The sequence below is a fragment of the Candidatus Pelagadaptatus aseana genome, from assembly GCF_040362265.1.
In the GTDB taxonomy this organism is placed as follows: domain Bacteria; phylum Pseudomonadota; class Gammaproteobacteria; order Pseudomonadales; family Cellvibrionaceae; genus Pelagadaptatus; species Pelagadaptatus aseana.
On the sequence record NZ_BAABNJ010000008.1, the window covers coordinates 49,533 to 75,193 of the forward strand.

General features: G+C 53.3%; 24 protein-coding genes. 10 read left to right on the forward strand and 14 right to left on the reverse strand.

Translation table 11 applies throughout. The features are described from left to right. Window positions 1–77 precede the first annotated feature (77 nt). The 10 genes from ACPXV9_RS12760 to ACPXV9_RS12805 form a co-directional block, all read right to left on the reverse strand. Complete coding sequence (locus ACPXV9_RS12760) at window positions 78–1,874, reverse strand: hypothetical protein (RefSeq protein WP_423897712.1); 1,797 nt, start codon at window positions 1,872–1,874, stop codon at window positions 78–80. Further along, on the reverse strand, window positions 1,868–2,536 hold the full coding sequence (locus ACPXV9_RS12765; RefSeq protein WP_423897714.1) for an energy transducer TonB: 669 nt from the start codon (window positions 2,534–2,536) through the stop codon (window positions 1,868–1,870). The genes ACPXV9_RS12760 and ACPXV9_RS12765 overlap by 7 nt, the downstream gene beginning before the upstream one ends. Beyond that, on the reverse strand, window positions 2,536–2,943 hold the full coding sequence (locus tag ACPXV9_RS12770; RefSeq protein ID WP_423897717.1) for an ExbD/TolR family protein: 408 nt from the start codon (window positions 2,941–2,943) through the stop codon (window positions 2,536–2,538). The genes ACPXV9_RS12765 and ACPXV9_RS12770 overlap by 1 nt, the downstream gene beginning before the upstream one ends. A gap of 18 nt (window positions 2,944–2,961) precedes the next feature. Beyond that, complete coding sequence (locus ACPXV9_RS12775) at window positions 2,962–3,489, reverse strand: MotA/TolQ/ExbB proton channel family protein (RefSeq protein WP_423897719.1); 528 nt, start codon at window positions 3,487–3,489, stop codon at window positions 2,962–2,964. Window positions 3,490–3,494: 5 nt separating this feature from the next. Then, the gene (locus tag ACPXV9_RS12780) at window positions 3,495–4,913 is read right to left on the reverse strand and encodes a MotA/TolQ/ExbB proton channel family protein (RefSeq protein ID WP_423897721.1); all 1,419 of its coding nucleotides are present in this window, start codon (window positions 4,911–4,913) and stop codon (window positions 3,495–3,497) included. Then, on the reverse strand, window positions 4,910–5,677 hold the full coding sequence (locus ACPXV9_RS12785; RefSeq protein ID WP_423897722.1) for a DUF3450 domain-containing protein: 768 nt from the start codon (window positions 5,675–5,677) through the stop codon (window positions 4,910–4,912). Before ACPXV9_RS12785 ends, ACPXV9_RS12780 begins: the two co-directional genes overlap by 4 nt. 41 nt (window positions 5,678–5,718) lie before the next feature. Continuing rightward, window positions 5,719–7,137, reverse strand: coding sequence for a hypothetical protein (locus ACPXV9_RS12790; RefSeq protein ID WP_423897725.1), 1,419 nt, complete (start codon window positions 7,135–7,137; stop codon window positions 5,719–5,721). A gap of 123 nt (window positions 7,138–7,260) precedes the next feature. Beyond that, complete coding sequence (locus tag ACPXV9_RS12795) at window positions 7,261–8,391, reverse strand: aminotransferase class V-fold PLP-dependent enzyme (protein ID WP_423897727.1); 1,131 nt, start codon at window positions 8,389–8,391, stop codon at window positions 7,261–7,263. A gap of 83 nt (window positions 8,392–8,474) precedes the next feature. Beyond that, complete coding sequence (locus ACPXV9_RS12800; RefSeq protein WP_423897730.1) at window positions 8,475–9,626, reverse strand: CaiB/BaiF CoA transferase family protein; 1,152 nt, start codon at window positions 9,624–9,626, stop codon at window positions 8,475–8,477. A gap of 1 nt (window position 9,627) precedes the next feature. After that, on the reverse strand, window positions 9,628–10,812 hold the full coding sequence (locus ACPXV9_RS12805; protein WP_423897733.1) for an acyl-CoA dehydrogenase: 1,185 nt from the start codon (window positions 10,810–10,812) through the stop codon (window positions 9,628–9,630). A 103-nt stretch (window positions 10,813–10,915) separates the two neighbouring features. Between ACPXV9_RS12805 and ACPXV9_RS12810 the strand changes: the two genes are divergently transcribed. Both ACPXV9_RS12810 and ACPXV9_RS12815 read left to right on the forward strand, forming a co-directional pair. After that, window positions 10,916–11,794: a LysR family transcriptional regulator gene (locus ACPXV9_RS12810; RefSeq protein ID WP_423897736.1), complete on the forward strand. Its 879-nt coding sequence runs from the start codon at window positions 10,916–10,918 to the stop codon at window positions 11,792–11,794. A 134-nt stretch (window positions 11,795–11,928) separates the two neighbouring features. Next, window positions 11,929–12,342, forward strand: a complete 414-nt coding sequence (locus ACPXV9_RS12815; RefSeq protein ID WP_423897738.1) for a hypothetical protein — start codon at window positions 11,929–11,931, stop codon at window positions 12,340–12,342. Between the two features lie 129 nt (window positions 12,343–12,471). Here the strand turns inward: ACPXV9_RS12815 and clpB are convergent, their stop codons facing one another. The 3 genes from clpB to rluD all read right to left on the reverse strand — a co-directional run bounded on the left by clpB (window position 12,472) and on the right by rluD (window position 16,934). Next, window positions 12,472–15,108 carry an ATP-dependent chaperone ClpB gene (gene clpB / locus ACPXV9_RS12820; RefSeq protein WP_423897740.1) on the reverse strand — a complete coding sequence of 879 codons (2,637 nt, stop codon included), beginning with the start codon at window positions 15,106–15,108 and terminating at the stop codon, window positions 12,472–12,474. Window positions 15,109–15,213: 105 nt separating this feature from the next. Then, entirely contained in the window at window positions 15,214–15,969 is a 756-nt protein-coding gene (gene pgeF / locus ACPXV9_RS12825) for a peptidoglycan editing factor PgeF (RefSeq protein WP_423897741.1), read from the reverse strand. After that, a complete protein-coding gene (gene rluD, locus ACPXV9_RS12830) occupies window positions 15,969–16,934 on the reverse strand; it encodes a 23S rRNA pseudouridine(1911/1915/1917) synthase RluD (protein WP_423897743.1) in 966 nt (321 codons plus the stop codon). Before rluD ends, pgeF begins: the two co-directional genes overlap by 1 nt. Before the next feature lie 194 nt (window positions 16,935–17,128). On the opposite strand from rluD, the gene ACPXV9_RS12835 reads away from it, so the two are divergent. Next, entirely contained in the window at window positions 17,129–18,154 is a 1,026-nt protein-coding gene (locus tag ACPXV9_RS12835; protein ID WP_423897746.1) for an outer membrane protein assembly factor BamD, read from the forward strand. A 47-nt stretch (window positions 18,155–18,201) separates the two neighbouring features. Here ACPXV9_RS12835 and ACPXV9_RS12840 read toward each other — a convergent pair whose 3' ends face one another. Continuing rightward, on the reverse strand, window positions 18,202–19,830 hold the full coding sequence (locus tag ACPXV9_RS12840) for an NAD+ synthase (RefSeq protein ID WP_423897749.1): 1,629 nt from the start codon (window positions 19,828–19,830) through the stop codon (window positions 18,202–18,204). 114 nt (window positions 19,831–19,944) lie between these two features. Here ACPXV9_RS12840 and ACPXV9_RS12845 point away from each other — a divergent pair, with 114 nt between their 5' ends. The 7 genes from ACPXV9_RS12845 (at window position 19,945) to ACPXV9_RS12875 (ending at window position 25,661) form a co-directional block, all read left to right on the forward strand. Continuing rightward, window positions 19,945–20,457 carry a hypothetical protein gene (locus ACPXV9_RS12845; protein WP_423897751.1) on the forward strand — a complete coding sequence of 171 codons (513 nt, stop codon included), beginning with the start codon at window positions 19,945–19,947 and terminating at the stop codon, window positions 20,455–20,457. Continuing rightward, a complete protein-coding gene (locus ACPXV9_RS12850) occupies window positions 20,424–21,515 on the forward strand; it encodes a sensor histidine kinase (RefSeq protein WP_423897753.1) in 1,092 nt (363 codons plus the stop codon). Before ACPXV9_RS12845 ends, ACPXV9_RS12850 begins: the two co-directional genes overlap by 34 nt. 6 nt (window positions 21,516–21,521) lie before the next feature. Continuing rightward, entirely contained in the window at window positions 21,522–22,898 is a 1,377-nt protein-coding gene (locus ACPXV9_RS12855; protein WP_423897755.1) for a sigma-54-dependent transcriptional regulator, read from the forward strand. A gap of 86 nt (window positions 22,899–22,984) precedes the next feature. Next, window positions 22,985–23,560: a GspH/FimT family pseudopilin gene (locus tag ACPXV9_RS12860; RefSeq protein ID WP_423897757.1), complete on the forward strand. Its 576-nt coding sequence runs from the start codon at window positions 22,985–22,987 to the stop codon at window positions 23,558–23,560. 155 nt (window positions 23,561–23,715) lie between these two features. Further along, window positions 23,716–24,225 (forward strand): GspH/FimT family pseudopilin, encoded by a 510-nt coding sequence (locus ACPXV9_RS12865; RefSeq protein ID WP_423897759.1) that lies wholly within the window; start codon window positions 23,716–23,718, stop codon window positions 24,223–24,225. A gap of 24 nt (window positions 24,226–24,249) precedes the next feature. Beyond that, window positions 24,250–24,795 carry a type IV pilus modification protein PilV gene (pilV, locus tag ACPXV9_RS12870; protein ID WP_423897762.1) on the forward strand — a complete coding sequence of 182 codons (546 nt, stop codon included), beginning with the start codon at window positions 24,250–24,252 and terminating at the stop codon, window positions 24,793–24,795. A gap of 38 nt (window positions 24,796–24,833) precedes the next feature. Continuing rightward, window positions 24,834–25,661 carry a PilW family protein gene (locus ACPXV9_RS12875; protein ID WP_423897765.1) on the forward strand — a complete coding sequence of 276 codons (828 nt, stop codon included), beginning with the start codon at window positions 24,834–24,836 and terminating at the stop codon, window positions 25,659–25,661.

Consider the following 25,661-nt stretch of genomic DNA (forward strand, 5'->3'; position numbering starts at 1 on the left):
GACGCGGCAATCTCTAAGATCACGTATCACCGCAAAGGGATTGCCACGTCGCTACGCTCCTCGCAATGACCGTATTTTTAAAGAACCCCAAGCTGCAACTCCGCACTGATCTCATCACCGTTATCTGACCGCTCCAGAATTTGCCGGCTCTGGCCACTCAATTCATAACCTGCCACCAGCGCATCGCGGGCCAGCTGCTCCCAGGCCGCACGCAGGCCATCGGCAGGACCGCTGTATTGCAATGAGGCGCACTTAAAGGCCTTCAATATTTTGCTCTTGTAACGCCCTTTGGAGGGTGGCGCACCCTTGATGGGAAAACCGGCACTCAGACTCAGGGACTCACCCTGCATGATTTCGTCACCCTTGAAAAAGATGTGCAGCGGCCCATCAATCGAACCACCGCTGCGGACCAAACGAACTCCCAGCGGCACCATCAAACGTCGCAGCTGCTGCTGCATCGTGTCGCGTTGCAGTTTGGCCGTGGTGAAATAGAAACGCTGTTGTTCCACCACCTTGATATTGAGCTCACTGGCCCCGTCTCCGGCGGATGCCTCAGACTCAGTGTTTTGCGCCCCGCCACCGGCCTGGTCGACGCTGGCCTGGTCGACGCTGGCAATCAGAGCATCTTCAACAATGCGAATGTCCGGATCGAGGGGCTGGCAGGGGCCTTTAATGGAGCGCATCTCTTTGGCACTGGCCGGTTCAGCCTGCATAAATTGCAGCCACTGATTGGCCTTCTGCCACTGGGAACCCATCAGGGTGGCATTGATCAGGGAGCGGCGCGCGCCAGCTCTATCGTTCAATTTGAGCTGACTGATACCCAGATACAAATTGGCGCGACCCACGTACTTGTCTGCCACGGTATCACGGCAGGCCTGCAAAATAGTCTGATTCATTTGCGCCCACTTTTCCCGCTCCATATACAGCTGTGCCAGCTTCAAATACAACTCCATCTCACCACTGAGACTGGCGGCCTGCTTCAAGGCCGTGGTTGCCTTGGCCTGTTCACGGGCCATCAGCCAGTATTCGAATGACTGCTTGTAATGCTCGGCGTTGGCCTCCAGCTCGCCGCTGCCAATGGCCTCGGACAATACCCTGGCACCCTTTTCGGCCGCCTTGGTGGACATATAAAGGTTGGCCAGTAACTTGATGTCCTGCTCGGAAAAATCCAGACGCTTTTCACGGGCCAGAGCCAACCGGTCCAGCGCCGCTTTCTGTTTGTTCTGAGTCAGATAAATGGACGTCAGTTGACGCCACAGGGTCATATCCTCCGGCGCGCGATCAATCATGGTCTTGAGAAGGGTTTCGCTCTGTTGATAATTGCGACTGCCCCAGCTCATCGCCAGCATTTGTTTCAGCTGTGGGTCAGACAAAGTTTGAAGACGATCCATCAAATCGTCCAGCGTATCGGCCAGAGCCAGATAATCACCGCTTTTGAACTGCGCCTGCCCTATCAGCAACAGCAATCCGTCATCGGGCTCGGGCAACTGGGCCCTGATATCCTGCAACAACGCCAGAGCCTTGGGGTAATCCTGCTTCAGTAAATAAACCGAGGCCAGCTCACGCTGCATCTCCCGATTGGCAATCTCCGACAGACCTTGATCGGCAAGGGCTTTGCGATAAAACTCGACGGCCTTATCGTATTGTTTGTTATTCAGATAGTGGCGAGCCAGATGGCGACCGGCACTGGAGCGGGCATAGGCATCATCAAAACTGCCAAGTTGCTGCTCCAACTGCTCGATCGACAGCGATACGCTTTCATCAATTTTCTTGCCTGGATCGAGATACACCTTACTGCGATACTCTGCGGATGCAGGTGTCACAATCACTGCCGTAAAGGCAACTGCCAGAGCCAACCCAATTCGCCTCACCACAGGCCCTTCTCCGGTCTGTAATCCTTCCAGTTGAGCTCGATTTTCTGAGTCAACACCATATCGCCCCGGTACCCACTGATACCCTTCACGGAGTAACGCCATGTCGAAACGGCCTCCAGGACCGCCTCTTCAAAAATGCCTCTGGGATTGGCATCGAGTATTCGGATGTTTTTGGTTGCACCGCGGGTATCCACGTTAAATACCACCAATACCCAGCCATTGACCTTATTCTTCCAGGCCAGCTCTGGCACTACGGGTTTTCGCGTTGTATAGGGCACCACCTCAACATAACCGCTGTTATCCTGCCCCAATCCTTCCAGACCGGAACCCGCCACGGCAGGCGCACTCCAGCCATCGCCTACAGGACCGATATCGATATTGCCCAGACCGACATCCAGAGGGGGGGCCTGACTATCCTGCAATGGCTGCGGACTCTCTACCGCCGCCGTCAAGGATTCCATTTGCGGCTCATCTTCTGCAGCTTCTGGTTCCGGCTCATCTTCCGGCTCCGGATCTTCTGGCGGTGGCGGTTTATACAGGGTCACCGCCGCCGCGATCTCGACCTGATCCAGATCCGAACCATCCACATTGATCAGGCGCTGCATAAACAGAAAAATGCCCACGGTGATGGCGAGCGCCACCGGCAGTAACAACAGACGCATCAGCCGGCCTCGTCGGCCGCAATGGCAATTTTCTCAATACCGGCCATGCGCACCTGATCCATCACCGCCACCAGTGTGCGGGTTGCGGAATCACTGTCGGACTGGATCACCACCGAGCCGCCGGGGTTTTCCGCATGCAGACGGGCCACCACCGAGCGCACGGCCCTGACATCCACCGGGCGCTTATCGATCCACACCTCGCCATCGCGGGTGATGGCGATAAAAATATTGGCACTTTCCTGTTTCGAAGCCGTCTGGGATTTCGGGGTATTCACCGTAATACCCGCCTCTTTGACAAACGAGGTGGTGACAATAAAGAAGATCAGCATGATAAAGACGATATCGAGCATCGGCGTCATATCCAGCTCGGCTTCGTCACTGTTTTTGTTATGTCGACGTAGACTCATTACGCAAAACGACCCCAATCAGGAATTCATTAAATGGTCGGTGGCGAGACTGACCTGTGCATCCGCCTGATGCTGCAAGCGAGAGGAGAAATACAACCCGGACAGCGACACCACCAATCCCGCCATGGTCGGAATTGTGGCTCGGTAGACCCCCTGAGCCATGGCCTGAGCGTCACTGGTCCCCACCACTGCAATCACTTCAAACACGCTCACCATACCCGTGACCGTGCCCAACAAACCCAACAGCGGGCAGAGCACAATCAAGGTTTTGATCATCGCCAGATTACTCTGCAACTGCAGCTTGCACTCGGATATGGTCAACTGGCGTCCACTGCGATCGAGCCAGTGATTGTGCTGGTCATTGCGGTTAGCCGTGCGCTCATGCCACTGACTCACCGCTCGTTGCAGACGCTTGGGAAAAGTCAGCTGCACAAACCAGAATCGCTCAAGAATCAAAAACCACAGCATCAGGCAGGTGGCAAACAACGCCCAGAGAACGTCACCGCCCTGATCCATCAGCCACTGTAAATCCTGCAATACCTTCATCTCGATTACCTGGGCAGGATATTGTCATCGGCGCCCATATGCTCAGCCATCAGACCCGCCGACTGCTCATCAAGGCGCTGAATCATATTGCGCGACAGAGAGGACACCAGACTGTGACCAAACAATAAGGGAATAGCCACCACCAGCCCCAGCACGGTAGTCACCAACGCCTGGGAAATACCGCTGGCCATTAATTTGGGATCGCCACTGCCAAACAAGCTGATGGCCTGAAAGGTCAGGATCATTCCCGTCACAGTGCCCAGCAGTCCCAGCAACGGCGAAATGGCTGCCAGCAGCTTAATAAAGTTGTGGCCTCGCTCCAGACTCGGCACCTCCACCAGCACGGCTTCATCAAGGGTATATTGCAGGGCTTCGCCTTTGTCGGACTGCTGCAGTGCGCCCTCGCTGTGTTGCTGAGCCTGCAAAATAACGCGCCCTAACGGGTTGTTATCCGAGGGCTGATGAATGTTGCGCTGCTGGCGACGAATCTTGTTGTAGACCCAGCTCAGATAACCGAGGCGCCAAAGAGTGATGGCAACACCCAGAGCACCCAGGCCAAGGATAATCATCCCCACCAGACCGCCTTGCTCAATGCGCTCGCGCAAATCGGGGGTGTAGGACAACAAACCCAACAAACTGCCCCCGGAGGGATCCACCGTAATCCGGGTCAGCTCGCCCGCGGCTGCCTCTTCATAATCGGCAATCGCCGCCTGAAAGCGACCGGCTGGCTGACGCTCCAGCGCCAACAACTCACCCACTTCAGGGATATAGCGCAAAAAGCGACCGTTACTGAATGCGGTAAAAGCCCCCGCACGAGTCACTGCCGCCATCTCGGTCATGCCATCGGTGGCCACTACCGGCACAGTCAATGGTTTGATCTTGGCCGTGGCCGTCATATCTTCCTGCAACAACAACCACAGGTTTTCCATATCGGTAATGCTGGCCAGGCGCTCGCGGTTGGCCAGTTGCTGCAACTGCTCACTGCGATCGGGAAATTCCACCGCCGTCATTGAGCCATTCAGAACCGTCGCCAGATCACCGGAAAACTCATTGAAGATACTGTAGACATCGCCCATTTCCTGTTTGCGCGTCTCCAGTTGCTGTTTCAGCTTCTTGATTTCCGCGGCATTCAGCTCGGTGATTTTTTGCAGCGGGTTATTGTCTTTCTGGGCAATGCGAAAGTCCCTCTTGGCCTGCTCCAGCAGAGCCTTCTGCCGGTTTCGGGCATTAAGGAATTCTCTCTCACGCCGCTGCTGCAGCTGCTTTTCCTGACGCCGGGTTTCGCGCACAGCATTCAACAGCTCATCGAGATTGGTAATTTGCCGGCCATCGTAATCCACACCGGTTGCCGGCTGCTCAGAGGCCAATACCAGCCCGGACCATGAGAGCAGACAAACAATTAACCATGGCATACTGCGCTTCATGATTCTCCCTCCTGCTGCTTGATCACAGGCAAGTTCATCAACTGCGGCGACAACTGGTTTCTGGCCACACGCATGGCCTGTTTGATGGCGTGATTCATGGTCTCGGGTAACACTTGCCATTGATCATTTTCAACATGCCACAAACCACTCTCCTGTCCGTCGAGCGTCTGATAGTAGAGCGCGATGCGACCCACTCTTAAAAAGTTTACAGAGCGCTCCACCTCACCTTCACTCAGTCGCCCCTGATAGGCGTCCAGAGTGCGACCATAGTCACTTTCTACCTGAAAGGCTTCCAACAGCATGCGATATTTATTCGGCACGGACAGACTGGGGTTGCGCAACTGCTGTTTTAACTGAACCACGGCACTGATGCGATCGGCCTGCTGAAAGGGCAAATCCAGAACCACAAACTTTTCCAGCGCATCGACCATGCTGAACATCAAAGGCACAATACGCATCTGAGTGACATTAATATCATTGAGTTGCTGTTTCAGGGCATCGATTTCCATCGCCTGATTTTGTTTCAACTGCTGCAACTGAGCATTGTAGGCATCCTGATATTCGGTATTGCGCAGGATGCGTTGATATTCTTCCAGCATCCGCTGGGTTTCCAGAGCCAGCTTGTCTACCTTTTTCTGAGAGGCAATGGCCGAGCGGTTGGTTGTTTCAACCACTTTGAGGCTGTCATTAACAGTGGCGGCACCAACCTGATTACAGGTCAGCAACAGAGTGGCCGCACACCAGAGGTGTTTGAGTGTTCGCATAGTATTAACAGATTAATTAACGTTATTCGGCAGTGTTATTGTTATTCGTAGTCGGGGTAGTAATACACCAGAGAGCGATTGGACAGTTCCAGTACCACCTGATCAAAGTTGACCCCCACCCCCAACAGGGCCTGAGCATAATCATCACGCAAGTGCGCGTATTGCTCCGACAAAAACGGGATAATTTTCTCTTTCGGGCCGGAGGCAATCAGATAGAGATCCCGCTTCACCTTGACGGTATTCATGGCATCCATAAACGGCGTCTGATAACCCAGTACATAATCCACTTCACCCTTGGAGATCATTTCCACAACCTGACGTACATCACCACGCTCGATCAGGTTTACACCACGATCCTGAAAATAGCGCCGCAAGTCGACCGGCCCCAGTGAGATGCCTCTGACGGCAGCAACACGACTGCCCTCTGGGAGCTCAAACAGGGATTCCTGCCTCAGCTGCTGACGGGCGCCCCACAACTGAATCGAAATTCTCGCCAACAGATAATCCACCGGCACCAGCGGAACACCCAAAGCGCTATCCAGAGAAACCGGGCGACCACAGGAGCCTCCGAAACGGCCATCAGCCAACCCCTGCTCTACCCGTAAAAAAGGCAGGGATTCCATTTTAAAAGCCATACCCAGTCGAGCAAAAGCCTGACTGTGCAACGCTTCGAAGGCATTACTGATTAATGACCCCGGATAGCGTGGACAACCAAAGACAATGGTTTCAGCACCAGGGGCAGGCAGCTGTCCCGGCATTTGCAGGGCCACCGTATTGTCCATAAAGCGCCGGGTGAGTATGGATAAGCGCGCCTCCAATGCCGACTTCAGATGGGCAAAGCGTTTGTGAATCATCGGATAGGCCTGAAGCTTGGAGATGCGCTCATAGACATACAGCCCTTCATGGCGCATACCAGCCACATGCTGATCAAAACCCAGCAAGCCCTCATCACCAAAGATGCCATCTAACTCACCCTGCCGCAGTGACTCAAACAGTGCCCCCGGTTGATCAAAAGCAACAGCATTGGCAAACCCCATGGCACTCGCCTGATCCTGAAACACTTCCATACTTTTCAGATAACCGATTTTGTCAGACCTTGGATCCAGCCTCTCGGTATCACGCCGCACCCAGATGGCGGTATGAACGGCCGCCACCGGGACATCCAGAAACACCATATCCGGCCAGATTTCTTGATGGTTACTGACCTTGAGTCGGCCGCAGGAGCCATCCAGCTCTCCGTCAATCAACTGTTGACTGGTGCCGGGCACGGTCATCTCACTCTGCCAGACCAGCTCCTTATCAAACGGCTCAAACAATTCACGCAGCAAAGATGTCAATGGTGAGTAGGGGCTGCCATCATCCGCGGCAAAACAATCCATCTTCAGCACGGACGCTGAAAGGGCAGAGGGTGCCAGCGACGCAAGCCAGATGACCAATAAGCATAGTTTGAGCAGGGGCATGGATGGGTATTTTTTATGAGTTATGGATTACTCAAATATATCAAAATACCGAAGAAGATACAGTCCCGGCACCGAAAAGTAAGGAATCGGGCCGGAACTGACAGATATCAGAGGTTGCGGAACTCAGAGTCCCGCTTTATCAAGAGCCTCTTCCAGATTGGCAACGGTGCGGTCGATATTGTGCAGCTTGTCGAGACCAAACAGCCCCAGACGGAAAGTCTGGAAACCCTCAGGCTCATCGCACTGCAAGGGCACACCTGCGGCAATCTGCAGCCCCAGAGACAGAAACTTCTTACCGGTTTGCACCTCGGCATCGCGGGTGTAACTTACCACCACCCCCGGAGCCTCAAAACCTTCAGCGGCGACACTCTGAATGCCACGGGCCTTCAGCAGGGCCCGAACCCGATCGCCCAGCTCCTGCTGCTCGGCGCGCACCTTGTCAAAACCATACTCTTTGGTTTCCAGCATGGTGTCGCGAAACTGGGTCAAGGCATCGGTGGGCATGGTGGCATGATAGGCGTGACCACCGTTTTCGTAGGCCTCCATAATCTGGCGCCATTTTTTCAGATCACAGGCAAAACTGCTGCTGGTCGTCTCAGCCAGACGGGCATTGGCCGCGGCAGTCATCATCACCAGACCACTGCAAGGAGATGCGCTCCAACCTTTTTGCGGCGCGCTGATCAGCACGTCCACACCCAGTGATTTCATATCCACCCAGATGGTGCCGGAGGCAATGCAATCGAGCACAAACAGGCCGCCCACAGAGTGAACAGCCTCGGCTACGGCTTTGATGTAATCATCGGACAGCATCATGCCAGAGGCGGTTTCCACATGCGGGGCAAACACCATAGCCGGTTTTTCAGACTTGATGGTAGCAACAACGTCATCGATGGCCGCAGGGGCGAAAGGTGCCTGCAGATCGTCAGATTGACGCTGAGCCTTCATTACAATGGCCTCAGAGGCAATGGCACCCGCTTCAAGAATCTGGGTCCAGCGAAAGCTGAACCAACCATTGCGGATGATCAGGCATTTCTGATCCGTGGCAAACTGACGGGCCACGGCTTCCATGGCATAGGTACCACCACCGGGAACCACCGTCACACTGTCGGCGTTATAAACGTCTTTCAGAGTGGCCGAAATATCGTTCATCACACCCTGAAACTTCTGTGACATGTGATTCAGGGAACGATCGGTAAACACAACGGAATATTCCAGCAATCCATCGGGATCGACATTGGGCAGCAGGCCTGACATAACTTCTCTCCAAAACAGGGTACTTAATTGTGGGCGCAGTGTGTCACCGCAAGCACCCGGAAGCAACCTCCCCCAGACCACTATTATCTGGAGTGCTGCCCTAGCAGAGGCGCTGAATTCTTGTACTCAACAGGCGTTCTGGAAAGCTTGATGGGATTACCGGCCATTTTCACCTGACCACCACTCTCATGAGGCAGCTCCACCACCATATCGCGAGCCTGAATCTGGGGATCAGCAAATACCTCATCGATGGTATTGATGGGGCCTGCCGGCACCTTGGCCTGTTCAAGAGCTGCCAGCCACTGCCACTTGCCCTGTTTCAGCAGTACCTCCTGCAACAGCGGAATCAATTCATCCCGATGCAGCACCCGCAGCTGGTTAGTGGTAAACCGAACATCACTCTTAAGATGATCCAGCCCCAACACCTCCAGCAGCCGTTGAAACTGACCATCGTTGCCGACGGCAATAATGCAGTGCCCGTCTGCTGTGGCAAAACTCTGGTAGGGCACAATATTGGGGTGGGCATTACCCAGCCGGCCGGGCACCTGATTGCCAACCAGATAGTTACTGGCCTGATTGGCCAGAGTCGCAGCTGTCACATCCAGCAATGCCAGATCCACCTGCTGACCCTGCCCCGTTCTCTCACGATCGGCCAGCGCTGCCAGAATACCAATGGTGGCGTAGAGCCCGGTCATGATATCCGTCAAAGCCACGCCAACCTTCTGTGGCCCGGCCCCCGGCTCACCATCAGGCAGACCGGTGACGCTCATCAGCCCCCCCATGGCCTGCACCAGAAAATCGTAACCGGGACGATCTTTGTACGGACCCGTCTGACCAAACCCGGTTATGGAACAATAAATAAGACGCGGGTGCAGCTGTGACAGACTGGCATAATCCAGACCGTATTTGGCCAAGCCCCCCACTTTGAAATTTTCCAGCAGGATATCGCTTTCAGCGATCAGTTGATGCAAACGCTGCTGCCCCTGTTCGGTGCGCATATCAATACATACTGACTTTTTATTGCGGTTTGTACAGATAAAGTAGGCGGACTCAGAGGTGGCATTGCCCTCGACGTCATCGAGAAAAGGAGGTCCCCACTTGCGGGTGTCATCGCCACCCTCGGGGTGTTCCACCTTGATCACCTCGGCCCCGAGGTCAGCCAGAATCTGACTGGACCAGGGGCCCGCAAGCACCCGAGATAAATCCAGAACCTTCAAGTGGGATAAGGCACCCATATCAGAAGGCCGCCAGATCCGTTTGCGCCCGACCAAGAATCAGCGCATGAATATCGTGGGTACCCTCATAGGTATTCACCACCTCAAGGTTGGACATGTGGCGCATGATTGGAAACTCATCGGAAATACCATTCCCGCCCAGCATATCGCGAGCGGTCCGCGCCACCTGCAGAGCTTTGCCACAGGAGTTGCGTTTGATCATGGAAATCAGATCCGGGGATATATTGTCTTCGCCCATCAATTGACCGGCACGAAAACAACCCTGCAAGGCCAAGCTGATTTCGGTCTGCATATCGGCCAACTTCAGTTGCACCAACTGTTTGGATGCCAGCGGCACACCGAACTGTTTGCGATCCAGAGTGTACTGACGAGCGGTATGCCAACAGCTCTCAGCCGCACCAAGCGCACCCCAGGCAATACCAAAGCGGGCATTATTCAAACACCCAAACGGCCCTTTCAAACCATGCACATTAGGCAACAACTGATCCTCACCGACAAACACCTCATCGAGCACAATCTCGCCGGTGATGGAGGCACGCAGCGCCAGCTTACCTTCAATTTTGGGGGCCGAAAGCCCCTCCATGCCCTTTTCCAGAATAAAACCCCGAATCTTGTCGTCATCGGTTTTGGCCCAAACCACAAACACATCAGCAATGGGGCTGTTGGATATCCACATTTTACTGCCGGTCAGACGGTAACCGCCGTCTACGGATCTGGCGCGGGTCACCATGCCACCGGGATCGGAACCGTGATCTGGTTCAGTCAAACCAAAACAGCCAATCCACTCGCCTGAAGCCAGCTTCGGCAGGTATTTTTCACGCTGCGCCTCATTGCCATAGGCATATATCGGATACATCACCAGCGAGGACTGAACACTCATCATGGAGCGATAACCGGAATCAACCCGCTCGATCTCACGGGCTATCAGACCGTAGCTGATGTAATCAACTCCCGGGCAGCCATACCCCTGAATGGTCGCGCCCAGCAGTCCCATTTCACCCATTTCCCGGAAAACGGCGGGGTCTGTCTGCTCATTGCGATAGGCTTGCTGCACCCGAGGGGCGAGTTTTTCCTGCGCATACTGACGGGCGCTGTCACGCACCATACGTTGCTCGTCGGTCAGTTGCTGTTCCAGTAAAAAAGGGTCCTGCCAATCCAATTTTTGCCAGTTCTTGCCATTGGTCATTCTGTTTATCTCCAATCCAATCTATGGGCCCACTATAAACGCAACAAATACATTAAAAAAATATATAATATATATCGAATTAATAACCATATGATTATCGATAATGGATTTACGTAAACTCAGTATTTTTCGTGAAGTGGCTGTTGCCAACAGCTTCCGCAAAGCCGCCGAAAAACTCCATATTGCCCAGCCGGCAGTCAGCATCGCAGTTAAAAAACTCGAGGATGAATTGGGAACCCCCTTGTTTAACCGCATAGGAAGAGGCATTGAGATAACCCGTGAAGGCAGCGAAGTCCTGCGGCGAGCAGAGACCATTCTGGCGGAGGTAAACGCACTCAAGTCCTCTGTGACCGCCACCGGACAACTGCTGCGAGGCCAACTATGCATCAGCAGCCCGGCCATGCTGGCCACTTATTTTCTTCCGGATTTGCTCAGTGAATTTCTGCAGACCTACCCCGGACTCACAGCTGCAGTATCCCAGCTCGGCACCCGGGAAATCAGCCAGCAGCTTCTGGACAGGAAAATTGAATTGGGCGTGATCACACTGGAGGACACCTACGACCATAGCGCACTGGAAATTGTCCCTCTGATCAGTGAAGAACTGGTGGTTTGCGTCCGGCCCGACAGCCACTTATCGCAATGCTCGTCCCTGCACATCAAAGACCTGCAAGATGAACCTCTGGCATTGTACGAAACCGGTTATTTTATCCGTAACCGCATCGATCAGATGTGTCGATCACAGAACATCGAGCTTGATGTTCGCCTCCAGACCAATTTCCTGCCTTTGTTGATCCGCAGTGTCAAACAGGGCATCGGTTCAACCATTGCTTTGAAACAACTCGCCGACCAGGAGCCCGAGATCAATGGGGTGCCTCTCAAGCCGCAAATAAAACTCAATCTGGCACTGGCAAAATTGAAGAATCACACCATCACCCAAGCCAATCAGGCCTTCTTTGATTGGCTCGCCAACCGCCACGGGTAAATTAGGAGGCACTTTCTAAAAATTATCCCTAAAGTGAACCTCACAAATTAACAAAGGGTGTTTCCATTGGCATAACGCCTGATGTTGAGAGACTTTTAAACCAATTATTCACTTTAGAAACAGAGGTTTTCACAATGAGCAAACTGAAATCTTTCCAGGAAAAAGTTCAATCCACCATCGTTAAAGGCATCGACGCTGCTGAGAAGCAACACCAGTCTGCTGCCAGCAAGTCTTTCGAAGCTGTTGAGAAGCTGGAAGAAAAAGCCAAGTCTCTGACTGTTGAGTCTGTTAAGACCAAGCACGACGACGCTGCTTCCAAGCTGTACTCCACTGCTCGCGAGCTGAACGAAAAAGCTGACAAGTTTGTTTCTGAGCTGATCGAAAAAATCGAAGAGCAAACTGACAAGGTAAGCAAGGCTGTTAATGAGCAGATCGAAAAGGTTAAAGGCACCAAGAAAGCTGCCAAGAAACCAGCTGCCAAGAAGCCAGCCGCCAAGAAAGCCGCTCCTAAAAAAGCTGCTGCCAAGAAAGAAACTGCCGCTGCTTAATTAGCACTGCAAGTTCTTACTGAAAAGGCGATGCCCCTCTGGGACATCGCCTTTTTTATGTACACGTACGGCATGCCGCGAGAGGCAGGATGCCGGTAGCGGCTCTGCCAACGACCTCCTAATTCAACTTCACCCCACCCGGGTCTTAATCGAATCACCCTCGATATAAGTCTCAATCACATCACCCGGCGCAAACTTTCCAGCCAACACTTCCTGCGCCAGCGGATTTTCCAGATACTGCTGAATCGCCCGTTTGAGCGGACGCGCACCATACACCGGATCAAAACCTGCCGCGGCCAGCTTATCCAATACTTCATCAGCCATGCGCAAATCCAGCTCGCGCTCTTTGAGCCGCTGACGCAGTAAATCCAGTTGAATATTGGCAATACCGCGAATCTGGCTCTGGCCTAGAGGGTGGAACACCACCACTTCATCAATCCGGTTAATAAATTCCGGCCGGAAATGTCCACCGACCACATTCATCACCGCCTCTTTCATGGCGTCGTAACGATTTTCGGTATCCAGCACATCGGTCACATTTTCACCGTCAAAACTGACGGTATCGAAGGATTTGTTTTTGGCAATATCCTGAATCGCATCAGAGCCGAGATTGGACGTCATGACCACCACGGTATTGCGGAAATCCACGGTGCGCCCCTGACCGTCGGTCAGGCGACCATCTTCCAGCACCTGCAATAAAATATTGAAGACATCCGGGTGCGCCTTCTCCACCTCATCGAGGAGCAGCACGGAATAGGGTTTGCGGCGCACCGCCTCAGTCAGATATCCCCCCTCTTCGTAACCCACATAGCCGGGGGGGGCTCCAATCAGGCGAGCCACGGAGTGCTTTTCCATAAACTCAGACATATCGATGCGAACCATGGCGTCCTGACTGTCGAATAAAAATTCTGCCAGCGACTTGCACAGCTCGGTTTTACCCACACCGGTGGGCCCCAAAAACAAAAACGAGCCATTGGGGCGATTGGGATCCGACAAGCCCGCACGGGAACGGCGCACAGCATTGGACACGGCCACCACAGCTTCCCCCTGACCAATGACCCGCTTGTGCAGTTCGTCTTCCATGCGCAGCAATTTGTCGCGCTCACCTTCAAGCATTTTGTTGACCGGAATGCCAGTCCACTTGGAAACCACTTCGGCAATTTCTTCGTCGGTGACCTTATTACGCAACAGCCGCATATCGATCATCTCGGCCTGGCTGGCCATATCCAGTTGCTTCTCCAGTTCGGGAATGATGCCGTACTGCAGCTCGGACATGCGACCCAGATCACCGGCGCGGCGAGCCGCATCCAGATCCAGTCGCGCCTGTTCAAGATTGGCTTTGATTTCCACCGAGCCGTGCAGCGCCGCCTTCTCGGCACGCCAGACTTCATCGAGATCGGCAAAGGCGCGTTCGCTCGCTTCAATATCCTGATCGAGCTTCGCCAATTGTTTTTTGGCGGCTTCACTGGCGTCTTTTTTCACTGCCTCGCGCTCTATTTTCAATTGAATCAGGCGGCGTTCAAGGCGGTCCATTTCCTCTGGCTTGGAATCAATTTCCATGCGGATGCGGCTGGCCGCCTCATCGATCAAATCAATGGCTTTATCCGGCAACTGGCGATCGGTGATATAGCGCTGTGACAGCTTGGCCGAGGCAATAATGGCCGAATCGGTGATATCGACACCGTGGTGCAATTCATAGCGCTCCTTGAGTCCGCGCAGAATGGCAATGGTGTCTTCTTCTGAGGGCTCATCAACCAGCACCTTTTGGAAACGCCGCTCCAGTGCTGCGTCTTTTTCAATGTACTGACGGTATTCATCCAGTGTGGTGGCACCAACGCAATGCAACTCACCACGGGCCAGAGCAGGTTTTAACATATTGCCGGCATCCATGGCGCCTTCGGCCTTACCAGCCCCAACCATGGTGTGCAGTTCGTCAATAAACAGAATGATGCGGCCTTCCTGTTTACCCAGCTCGTTGAGGACCGATTTCAATCGCTCCTCAAACTCGCCGCGGAATTTGGCACCGGCCAACAAAGAGCCCAGATCCAGTGACAATAGCCGCTTGTTTTTCAACCCTTCCGGCACTTCACCATTGACGATGCGCTGGGCCAGTCCCTCTACAATCGCGGTTTTACCGACGCCGGGCTCACCGATCAGCACCGGATTGTTTTTGGTGCGGCGCTGCAATACCTGAATGGTGCGACGAATCTCGTCATCACGACCAATCACCGGATCCAACTTACCGGCTTCGGCGCGAGCGGTGAGATCTATGGTGAATTTGTCCAGCGCCTGACGATTGCCCTCGGCGTCCGGATCGTCCACAGACTCGCCGCCGCGAACCTTAGCGATGGCCTTATCCAGCTTTTCAGCATCGCCATATTCTTTGAGAATTTTACCCAGAGCACTTGAATCATCAGCCATCGCGGCTTGTAGCACACACTCACTGGAAATATAGGCATCGCCATTATCCTGCGCTCGTTTGTCAGCCAGATTCAGCAAGCGTCCCATTTCCGCCGACATGTGCACATCACCGGTGGGGTTCTGTACCCGAGGCAAAGCATCCAGCGCAATGGCGAGTCCGTTACGCAAACCGGTGACATCAAACCCCGCCTGTGACAACAACGGGCGCACCGCGCCACCCTGCTGATCCAGCATGGCCTGGAGCACATGAGCGGGTTCCAGTTGAGTATGATCGCGCCCGATGGCCAGTGACTGGGCATCGGATAACGCCATTTGCAATTGATTGGTTAAGCGGTCAATTCTCATTGCATACCTCAGGTATTTGTTGCGATTGAATGAGAATTGGGGGTAGAAAGCGGGAATTCAAGCGCCGTTAGTCACCAGAATTCAACCTTTTGACATACGTCAACGTCAGTTTAGCCAGATCAGTGACGCCATCCGCCCGGTAATATCATCGCGACGATATGAATAATAGTGATCGGCATCCGCAAAGGTGCACTGATCTCCACCGGAGATACTGGTAACGCCCAAAGCACTCAATTCGGCTCTGGCCAGAGCGTAAATATCGGCCTGATATTTCATGGGTGACTGTTTCGATGGTTGAAACGCCCGGGTAACGCCCTGCAAATGCACCTCATTGATGGCAGCACCATAAAAGGCTTCCAAAACATCAATACCCACCTCAAAATTCGGCTGGGAAATTGCCGGCCCCAGATAAACCAAAACATCCTCGGGGGGCGCCTTAAAGCTTTTCACGGCACGCCCCACGATGCCATCAGCCAGTCCTCGCCAACCAGCATGAACCGCAGCCACCTGAGACCCCTGCCGATCGCACAACAATACCGGCAGACAATCTGCCGTTAACACCGCACAGACGTGGCCACGGTTGCAACTGTAGGCACCATCGGCGGTGCGCACCAAGCCATCGGTTTTCGCCTCCACCAGTTTGGTGCCATGAACCTGCTCCAGCCACTGGACAGACTTTAAGCCCAGTTCAGCCATCAACTGCTCACGGTTTTGCGTAACCGCCGACTCCTCGTCACCCACATGGGTGGCCAGATTAAACCCGTCATAGGGTTTGGCGCTGGCACCATCACCTCTCAGGGTAATGCAGGCCTTTACGTTGTTTGGCGCCGGCCAGTCTGGCATCAGATAATGATCTGCCATTACCAATCCTCTGCTCTGGCATCGTCATTCAGCAGGCCGATTAATGCCTGCATATCCTCAGGCAATGGGCGCTGCCACTCCATGTACTCTCCGCTGATGGGGTGGATCAACCCCAGACATTCGGCGTGCAATGCCTGTCGGCCGAAATTGCGCAAGCCATCAAGTAATTCGGGAATGGTATTTTTGGGGATTTTAAAGCGACCGGCGTAGGCGGTATCACCCACCAGCGGATAACCGATATGGGCCATGTGCACGCGAATCTGATGGGTGCGTCCTGTTTCCAGCTTCAAACGGATGTGGGTGTGGTTTTTGTAACGCTTGATTACGCGATAGTGAGTAATGGCTTCCTTACCACCAAAATCAAGCACAGCCATTTTCTGACGCTGCTTCGGATGGCGCCCAATATTGGCTTCCACCATGCCGCCACCGGTCATCACACCGGTTACCACGGCCTCGTATTCACGACTGACACTGCGCTCCTGCAGTTGCGCCACCAGATCGGCGTGAGCCTGCAGACTCTTGGCCACCACCATCAAGCCGGTGGTATCTTTGTCCAGTCGATGCACGATGCCCGCACGGGGAATATTGATCAGATCAGGGCAGTGAAACAGCAAGCCATTCAACAGGGTTCCGCTGGCATTGCCAGCCGCCGGATGCACCACCAGATTGGCCGGTTTGTTGATCACCAGAATATCGTCGTCCTCGTAGACAATATCCAAAGGAATGTTTTCGGCCTGCCAATCGCCCTGCTCCTCTTGCTCGGCCAGCAAGCGCAGCTGCTCTCCACCCAACATTTTGTCCCGGGGCTTACGGGTCTCGCCATTGACGGTCAAATTGCCACTTTTAATCCAGGCCTGCAGCCGGGATCGGGAAAATTCAGAAAACAATTCGGCACAGGCAAAGTCCAGGCGCGCGCCCATCATATCAACGGGAACAATGGCTTCGTATTCAACGGTTTCGGTCATGATAAGGGAGTATCTATGGCAAATATTCGGTTTCATCGCGAAGTCTACAGGGCCAAACCCTACTCCGCACGGAAAACCTGTGACACGGTGCTTTTCAGTGTGTTTAAATACAGGCCCTGCAGCCTATCGGGCCCGAGTCAGCCTCACCCACAAGGCCAGCCATATAAAGACAAAAAGATTGAGTTAAACCTTTTATGACCATCCGCCTGCTACTGATTATTGCCAGTGCATTTTTGATTGCCTGCTCAAGCCAGGAAACCGAAGAAGTTCGCCTGGATACCGAAAAAGCCTATTACGAATCCGCTCAACGCGCGCTCAAATCCAGCAACTGGCCCGAGGCCGTTAGCAGACTGCAAGGCCTGGAAGAATACTTCCCATTTGGCACCTACGCAGAACAGGCTCAACTGGAACTGATCTACGCCTACTACCGCAATTACGAGCCGGAAGCATCCCTGGCAGCCGCCGACCGCTTTATCCGCCTTCACCCCCAGCATCACAATGTGGACTACGCCTATTATATGAAGGGCCTGACCACCTTTACTGAAGGCACCGGTGTATTTGAGCGCTTTGTACCAACCGATTTAACCATGCGCGACCCCGGCTCTGCCCGTCAGTCGTTTGTGCACTTTGCCCAATTGCTGTCACGCTACCCTAATAGCGCCTACACGCCGGATGCCCGCAAGCGCATGATTTATCTGCGCAACCTGCTGGCTCGCTATGAAATCCACGTTGCCAACTATTATCTCAAGCGTGGCGCCTATGTCGCCGCCGCCAATCGCGGTCGCTATGTGGTGGAGAATTTCCAGCAGACCCCCGCTGTTCCCGATGGCCTTGCCGTAATGGTGCAGAGTTATCACGAGTTGAATCTGCACGATCTGGGTGACAATGCTCTACTGACGCTGAAGCAAAACTACCCAACCCACCCAGCTCTTAAGGATGGCGAGTTCGACTTTAAGTACAGCACCCGTCAGGATAAAGAGACCTGGCTGCAAAAGCTGACCTTTGGCTTATTCAACAAAGAAAATCCGAGAGGCTTCGACAGCCGTGACATCTACAATCCGGAATACGCCCGCTATCGCAAGGATCCGCAAACCGGTGAAGTAATTGAAGTGGAGGAGGTCAAGAAAGACCGCAGCTTCGAAGAATGGATGCGCGACGGCTTTGACTGGCTGACATTTGACAAGCTCAACCCGGAAAAGCAAAACAAAAACGTTAAGTAATAAAAAAGGCCGCTAAAGCGGCCTTTTTTATTGGCACCCTGACACCACTAATCGCCCAACTTCCAACCATTGGTAATCGGGTAGCGACGATCACGGCCAAAGCCCCGCTGAGTGATACGCGGCCCCACTGGTGCCTGACGACGCTTGTACTCGTTGACATCCACCAAGCGCAGCACTTTGCGCACCTGCTCCTCATCAAAGCCCTCATCGACAATGGCCTGAGCACTGAAATCGCGCTCAACATAGAGTTCCAGAATCTGATCGAGGATATCGTAAGGGGGCAAACTGTCTTCATCTTTCTGATCTGGCGCCAACTCGGCAGAGGGTGGACGCTCGATCACACTGACCGGGATCACCTCGCCCAGAGTATTACGATAGCGCGACAACTCAAACACCATCACCTTGGGCACATCCTTGAGCACATCAAAACCACCGGCCATATCACCGTAGAGGGTCGAATAACCCACGGCCATTTCACTCTTGTTGCCGGTCGTCAGAACCAAATAGCCTTTCTTATTGGAAATCGCCATCAGCAGCACACCGCGACAACGGGCCTGCAGGTTTTCTTCGGTGGTATCGCGCGCAGTCCCGGCAAATTCATCTGCCAATGCCGCCATAAAGGATTCAAAAATGGGCTCAATGCTGATGGACTGATAACGCACGCCAAGACGCTGAGCCTCATCGGCGGCATCGTTCTTACTGAGGTCTGAGGTGTAGCGAAACGGCATCATCACCGCCTCCACCCTTTCCGGCCCAAGCGCATCCACGGCAATGGCCAGAGTCAAAGCGGAATCAATGCCCCCGGACAAGCCCAACACTACGCCCTTGAAACCATTTTTATTGACGTAATCACGCACCCCGAGAACCAGAGCCTGATAGACACTGGCCAGATCTTCCGGCTGCGGTTCAACCTGTTCGGTCACCACCGAGCACTGACCACCATCAACGGCAATTTCTACCGGCACCAGTCCGGTCTTATAACTGGCCGCCTGAACTTTCAGAGCGCCTTCAGCGTCGGCCACCATAGAGGCACCATCAAAGATCAGCTCATCCTGACCACCAACCTGATTGACGTAAATAATCGGCATCTTGCCTTCTCGTGCACGCTCATGCAGCAGCTCTCGGCGCTCCTCCAGTTTGCCCAGATGAAAGGGGGAGGCGTTGAGATTGAGCATGATCTGGGCACCCGCTTCATTCGCCTGACGCATAGGCTCGTACTGCCAGATGTCTTCACAAATGGTCAGGGCCGCCTTAATGCCGCGAACCCTTACCACACAGACACTGTCGCCGGGTACGAAATAGCGTTTCTCATCAAACACCCGATAATTAGGCAAATATTGTTTGGCGTATTCCGCCGTCAGCTCACCACCATCAATAACACCGGCCATATTAAAAACCCTGCCAGCGACCCGGCGAGGGTACCCCAACACGACAGCCGCTTGAATCGAGGCACCCTGAATCGCCTCCAGAGCACGATTAATTCGCAACTCCAGACTGTCTCGCAACAACAGATCCTCCGGCGGATAGCCGGTCAGGGTCAGCTCGGGAAAAACAACAATATCGGCATTGTGTTCAGCTTCGGCCTGGCGCACAGTTTCAATAACCAGTTCGGTATTGCCCTGAATATCCCCCACCAGAGGATTCACCTGAGCCATAACAATTTTTAGAGTTGGCATCTATGGGACTCGCGTAAGTTACGTCATACTTGGTCCTGCACAACAACAATAACTGCACAGGCCAAATTAAAGGCCGCTATTTTCGAACAATCGACAGGATTAAGCAAAGACAAGATGTCCGACCCTAAAGTTGATATCAATCAGGCACTGCTGAGGATTTACGCCTATTACCGCACCCTGCTTGGCTGCATTCTGCTACTGGCCTTCTACTCCGGTGTGGCCCCCTACACTTTTGGCCAGAACGACCCGGATATATTCGTCAAAACCGCCATTGTCTACACCATCATCAATTTATTCATTCTGGTGGCACTCTGGCTGGGTCGCTTTAAATCCCGCACCGACCGCATTTTTGCCATGCTGCTGTTTGATATCGGCGCAATCATTCTGGCGGTTCACGCCAGTGGCGGCATGGGTAATGGGTTGGTGTTTCTGCTACTGGTTTGTGTCGCGACCGGGGGCATTCTGTTGCCGCCTCAGCTGAGTGTGGTGGTGGCCTCATTAGCAAGTCTGAGATTGCCGAGACTCTCTACAATATTAACGCTGGCGCCAGTGACACCCGCACGCTGTTCTCGGCAGGCTCTCTCGGCGTCATTTTGTTTGCCACCGCTCTCTCCTTCAATTACCTGAATCAGCGTTTGCGCCAGAGTGCCGCCGAAACCGAAGTTCAGACCAAGCACGCCCGCCATCTGGAGAAAATTGCGCAACTGATTGTCGAGCGCATGCAAACCGGCGTAGTGGTCTGCGGCCCGGAGGGCAACATCGAAGTAATCAACCAGTCGGCACAGAAATTCCTCAACTGGCACAATCAGGGGCAAAAGAACCTTGAAGAGATACCGCCTCTGGCCTATCAGCACACCCGCTGGCTGGCCAATCCCAAGTACCGCCCCAGCAGCGAGGATTTCAACAAGGACATTCGTCTGAGTTTTTCCAGACTGGACCCCAACAGCAATGCCCAAACCGTTATTTTCATGGAAGATAACCGGGCATTGACTCAACAGGCACAGCAACTGAAGCAGGCATCACTGGGCAGACTGACGGCGAGCATTGCCCATGAGATCCGCAACCCGCTGGGGGCCATCAGCCATGCTGGCCAACTGCTGTCGGAATCCGAGTCACTGGAGCCGGCGGATCGTCGCCTGACCGAGATCATCGACACACATTCCAAACGGGTTAATCAGATCATCGAAAATGTGATGCAAATATCCAGGGGCACCCCTGCGCAACCCGAGATAATCATCCTCAATGAATGGCTGCCCAACTTTCTGACGGATTATCAAAACGGTTGTGAATTTAAAGCCCAGATCGATCTGCAATTGCTCGATGGCAATATTCAGGCGCGCTTCGACACCAGCCAGCTAAGCCAGATCCTCAACAATCTGTGCGACAACGGGCTGCGCCATGGGCACAAAACCACCGGTGAATACCGACTATTGATTCGCACTGGCATTGACTCACACACCTCACTGCCCTATCTGGAAGTTATCGATGACGGCGAGGGAGTACCCGGAGATAAACAGGCGACTGTATTTGAGCCCTTCTTTACCACCGAGGCCACCGGATCCGGATTGGGACTTTATCTCTCAAAAGCCCTGAGCGAAGCCAACCACGCCAACCTTGAATACAAGCCAAGCTCGGGTTTAAGCTGCTTCCGATTGTCCTTTGCCCACCCCAACCGAATTTACTGAGGCCGCATGACCAATTCACAGCCACACGCTCTGATCATCGACGATGAGCCCGATATCCCTGAACTGCTGGAAATTACCCTGCTGCGGATGGGCATCAGCTGTGACAGCGCGGGCAACGTTGCCGAAGCCATGCTGCAACTGCAGCAGGGCAAGTATCAGGTCTGCCTCACCGATTTGAAACTTCCCGATGGCGACGGCATCGATATTGTCCGCTGGATTCAGAAAAATCAGCCCGAACTGCCGGTTGCAGTATTCACCGCCCACGGCAATATGGACACCGCCATTGAAGCCATGAAAGCCGGCGCCTTCGACTTTATCTCCAAGCCGGTTGAGCTTGAACAACTCAGAAGCCTGATCAATACCGCATTAAAATTGAGTGAAGCCGATGCCGACCCGGTAATTAAAGGGTCACGGATTCTGGGTAACAGCGACACCATCCTGCGACTGCACAAACAAATCGCCAAGGTAGCTCGCAGCCAGGCGCCGGTTTATATCAGCGGCGAATCAGGAACCGGTAAAGAACTGGTCGCCCGAGCCATCCATTATCAGGGGGGGCGCTCCGAAGCCCCGTTTATTCCGGTGAACTGTGGCGCAATCCCAAAAGAATTGGTTGAGAGTGAGTTTTTCGGCCACAAAAAAGGCAGCTTTACGGGTGCCAATTCCGATAAGCAGGGTCTGTTTCAGGCAGCCAATGGCGGCACCCTGTTCCTCGATGAAGTAGCCGCCCTGTCTCTGGACATGCAGGTAAAACTACTACGCGCCCTGCAGGAAAAGGCCATCCGCCCGGTCGGGGCAGAACAGGAAATAGCCATTGATGTGCGCATCCTGAGTGCCACCCACAAGAATTTGGCCGATGAGGTTAGCCGGGAACGCTTCCGCAATGACCTGTTCTACCGCATCAATGTGATCCAGATTCAGCTGCCGCCCCTGCGCGATCGCACTGAAGACATTCCGCTGCTCGCCAACACGTTTCTGGAAAAGTTTGCGACTGAGGTAGGCTTTCAACCGCCCAAGCTCAGCAAGGATGCGCTTAATACACTCCAACAGTACAGCTTTCCCGGCAATGTTCGGGAATTGGAAAACATTCTGGAAAGAGCCTTCACTCTCTGCGAAGACGATCTGATCTGCATTGAGGATATCCAGCTACCCAATGCTTCATCGCCAACAAGCACAACCAGCGACTCACCTGAAATCAAAACCAGCAGTCAAACGATGGATGACAGTTTCGAGTCTCTGGATGAGTATCTGGAAGAAATCGAAAAAGAGGTCATTACCAGCACCTTGGAAAAAACCCGCTGGAATCGCACTGCCGCGGCCAAAAAGCTGGGCATTACCTTCCGCTCATTCCGCTACCGCTTGAAAAAGCTGGGGTTGGACGACTAGCCATTCGCGAGATTCATACCTGCCGGGGGTAATACTCGGAGCTTTAAGTAGGCAATGTAGTTCTGCTGATTCTCAGGAGAAATACATTGCTCACCCCACCACCCCGGAAAAACACCTTGGGCTATAGCCTGCTGGAAATGGTCATCACTCTGGCTGTTGCCGCAATTCTGTTGAGCATTGGCCTGCCTTCGTTCACCGAACAAATCGAGGAGCAGAGAAACGAGCAGGTTATAAACCGGCTATACACTATCCTGCAGCAGACCCGCCACAGGGCGGTCAGCCAGAAACAACCAACCACCCTATGCAAAACTGCCGACTTCAGCACTTGTGGCGGCGACTGGGGTCAGGGCATTCTGATATTTACCGACCAAAACCTAGACGGTCGCCGTGACGACAACGAAACAATCCATTTAACCGTCAACGACCTGTTTGATGAAGGCAACCTCCACTGGCGCTCTTTTGGCAACAAAAGGTACTTGCAGTTCTTGCCCACCGGCTCCACCAACTACCAGAATGGTACTTTTACCTACTGCGACAAGGACAACGACCTCAAAAAAGCGCGAGGTATATCCATTACCGTGACCGGCAGAACCCAGATCGCTTTCGACCGCAACGGCGATGGTGTCCGAGAAAATGCCAGTGGGCGACCACTGCGCTGCTAGCGGTCAAATACCGACAAAACGTGACCCGTTTCACACTAATGGCGACAATTTAGCCACTTATCCTCAGTCCCTGCCATTAGTCCTGTGCCAGTGGCATTTTCACCGCCCCTGTAGAAACATAAGAATCCCCAATTTGTACAAAATAATGGATTTTTATGAAGCAGCGCGGTTTTACCCTGATTGAATTGATGGTCACTGTGGTAGTCCTGGCTATTTTAGTGACGGTGGCATTGCCCGGCTTTAATACCATGATTGACAACCAGCGTATCCAGTCCACCCAGCGCACCATGTTATCTGCGATCAATCTCGCTCGCAGCGAGGCCACCCATCGCAATCAAACAGTGACCATTGCCTCTGCCGGCGGGGCTGACTGGGAAGATGGTATATCCATATATACAGACAATGATGCCGGTGGTAACACGGCGTTTACTGGTGCAGACACACTGATAAAGGATATCAGCGGCGCTATTTCCGATGCTGTCACAGTCCGTACCGATGGCAACGCATTCATCAGCTTTCAAGGCAACGGCATGCTTAACGAAGCCGGAAACACCGTCACCATGGCCATCTGCGATGAGCGCGGTCCTGCCTTTGGCCGGGCCATTAATATTTCGCGGGTGGGCCGAGCCAGTGTTTCCACCGACATTGCGTCCTGCACACCTTAATTGACCATTCCGAGAGCAAGGAACATGAATAAGCAACTTATACAATCTGGTATGACATTGATTGAAGTACTGGTGACCGTATTGATTGTTAGTGTCGGCCTTCTTGGGTTGGCATCACTGCAGGCCACATCTATCAAAGAAGGAATGGACACCTCCAAGCGTTCTCAAGGACTGTGGATGATCGATGAGCTGGCATCAAGAATGCGAGTTAATACTGCAGGTCTCGCCAATGGTTATACCGGTGCAGGCACTGTCGCCGCACTCTGCACGGGTGGTGCCGTAACCCAGTGCAATGCCGGTAACGAATGCACAGGTAATGAAATGGCACGCTTTGATGTGTGGCAAGTCATCTGTGGCGCCAATGCGGGCCCTGGCGTCGTAGCCAGCAGTAATGACAACATTAACATTACAGATTACAGCATCACCTGCGATGCCGCCCCTTGCGATGCCACCTCTAATTTCACCATTTCCATTAATTGGGTAGCTAAAGCCGTTCAGGATGCCGCTTCCAGCAGTGCTACATACAATGAAGACGATGAACAAAACATCACCATGACCATTCGCCCATAACTAACAATGAGTCCAGACACAGTTAAGAGCACAACCTTATGAAACAGTTTTACGCAATAGATACGACACGAACTGGTCAACAATCTGGCTTCTCCCTGATCGAATTAATGATCGCCATGGTTCTCAGTCTGGTTATTTTGTTGGGAGTCATGCAAGTCTTCTTAGGCAGTCGTCAAACTTATGTTCTAGCTGACGACATGAGTCGGATTCAGGAAAATGGACGCTTTTCTCTTGAGTTTCTTGCACAAAGTATCCGCATGGGAGGGTATCAAGGTGGCAAGGCCGACTTTATTCGATCATTTTACCGAACTACCTGCGAAGAGTTTGCGCCTTGCACCGACAATGGCGCTGGCACGGACAGTGATCGCCTTGCAGTGTGGCTAAACCCTCCTCCCGACGATGGGACCGATACCGATTGCACTGGTGCAGGCGTTAACAATGAAGACATTATCGCCAATGTTTATTACATCACCAATGATGCGGCAACCGGCATCAATAGTCTGACCTGTCGCGGTTTCAATATTACCAATAATGCGTGGAATGCTGCTGAACAACCCTTGATTGATGGCATTGACAACATGCAAGTGCTCTACGGAATTGACAATCCTGACCCGGCATCACCAGACGCTACCGATACCGGTGTAAATCAATACGTTAATGCCTCCCAAGTGGCAGACTGGGGTCTGGTAAAGGCTGTGCGCGTGGCTCTCTTGGTTAGTTCCGGTGCTGAAAATGGTTCCGGTGAAGAAATGACTCGAAACTACGTACTGCTGGACGCACCACAACAAGCCATTACCGATGATCATGTGCGCCAGATTTATACAACCACGATCACTCTGAACAACAACATCGGCACGGGAATTTAA

Bases quoted from the DNA above. Each gene is read 5' to 3' on its own strand.
- pgeF (WP_423897741.1), bottom strand. From the start codon at position 15,969: ATGGCAGATCATTATCTGATGCCAGACTGGCCGGCGCCAAACAACGTA.
- ACPXV9_RS12805 (WP_423897733.1), bottom strand. From the start codon at position 10,812: ATGACCAATGGCAAGAACTGGCAAAAATTGGATTGGCAGGACCCTTTT.
- ACPXV9_RS12785 (WP_423897722.1), bottom strand. From the start codon at position 5,677: ATGCGAACACTCAAACACCTCTGGTGTGCGGCCACTCTGTTGCTGACC.
- ACPXV9_RS12790 (WP_423897725.1), bottom strand. From the start codon at position 7,137: ATGCCCCTGCTCAAACTATGCTTATTGGTCATCTGGCTTGCGTCGCTG.
- ACPXV9_RS12875 (WP_423897765.1), top strand. From the start codon at position 24,834: ATGAAACAGTTTTACGCAATAGATACGACACGAACTGGTCAACAATCT.
- ACPXV9_RS12865 (WP_423897759.1), top strand. From the start codon at position 23,716: ATGAAGCAGCGCGGTTTTACCCTGATTGAATTGATGGTCACTGTGGTA.
- pilV (WP_423897762.1), top strand. From the start codon at position 24,250: ATGAATAAGCAACTTATACAATCTGGTATGACATTGATTGAAGTACTG.
- ACPXV9_RS12770 (WP_423897717.1), bottom strand. From the start codon at position 2,943: ATGAGTCTACGTCGACATAACAAAAACAGTGACGAAGCCGAGCTGGAT.
- clpB (WP_423897740.1), bottom strand. From the start codon at position 15,108: ATGAGAATTGACCGCTTAACCAATCAATTGCAAATGGCGTTATCCGAT.
- ACPXV9_RS12835 (WP_423897746.1), top strand. From the start codon at position 17,129: ATGACCATCCGCCTGCTACTGATTATTGCCAGTGCATTTTTGATTGCC.
- ACPXV9_RS12840 (WP_423897749.1), bottom strand. From the start codon at position 19,830: ATGCCAACTCTAAAAATTGTTATGGCTCAGGTGAATCCTCTGGTGGGG.
- ACPXV9_RS12765 (WP_423897714.1), bottom strand. From the start codon at position 2,536: ATGCGTCTGTTGTTACTGCCGGTGGCGCTCGCCATCACCGTGGGCATT.
- ACPXV9_RS12845 (WP_423897751.1), top strand. From the start codon at position 19,945: ATGTCCGACCCTAAAGTTGATATCAATCAGGCACTGCTGAGGATTTAC.
- ACPXV9_RS12800 (WP_423897730.1), bottom strand. From the start codon at position 9,626: ATGGGTGCCTTATCCCACTTGAAGGTTCTGGATTTATCTCGGGTGCTT.
- ACPXV9_RS12855 (WP_423897755.1), top strand. From the start codon at position 21,522: ATGACCAATTCACAGCCACACGCTCTGATCATCGACGATGAGCCCGAT.
- ACPXV9_RS12795 (WP_423897727.1), bottom strand. From the start codon at position 8,391: ATGTCAGGCCTGCTGCCCAATGTCGATCCCGATGGATTGCTGGAATAT.
- ACPXV9_RS12810 (WP_423897736.1), top strand. From the start codon at position 10,916: ATGGATTTACGTAAACTCAGTATTTTTCGTGAAGTGGCTGTTGCCAAC.
- ACPXV9_RS12775 (WP_423897719.1), bottom strand. From the start codon at position 3,489: ATGAAGGTATTGCAGGATTTACAGTGGCTGATGGATCAGGGCGGTGAC.
- rluD (WP_423897743.1), bottom strand. From the start codon at position 16,934: ATGACCGAAACCGTTGAATACGAAGCCATTGTTCCCGTTGATATGATG.
- ACPXV9_RS12815 (WP_423897738.1), top strand. From the start codon at position 11,929: ATGAGCAAACTGAAATCTTTCCAGGAAAAAGTTCAATCCACCATCGTT.
- ACPXV9_RS12780 (WP_423897721.1), bottom strand. From the start codon at position 4,913: ATGAAGCGCAGTATGCCATGGTTAATTGTTTGTCTGCTCTCATGGTCC.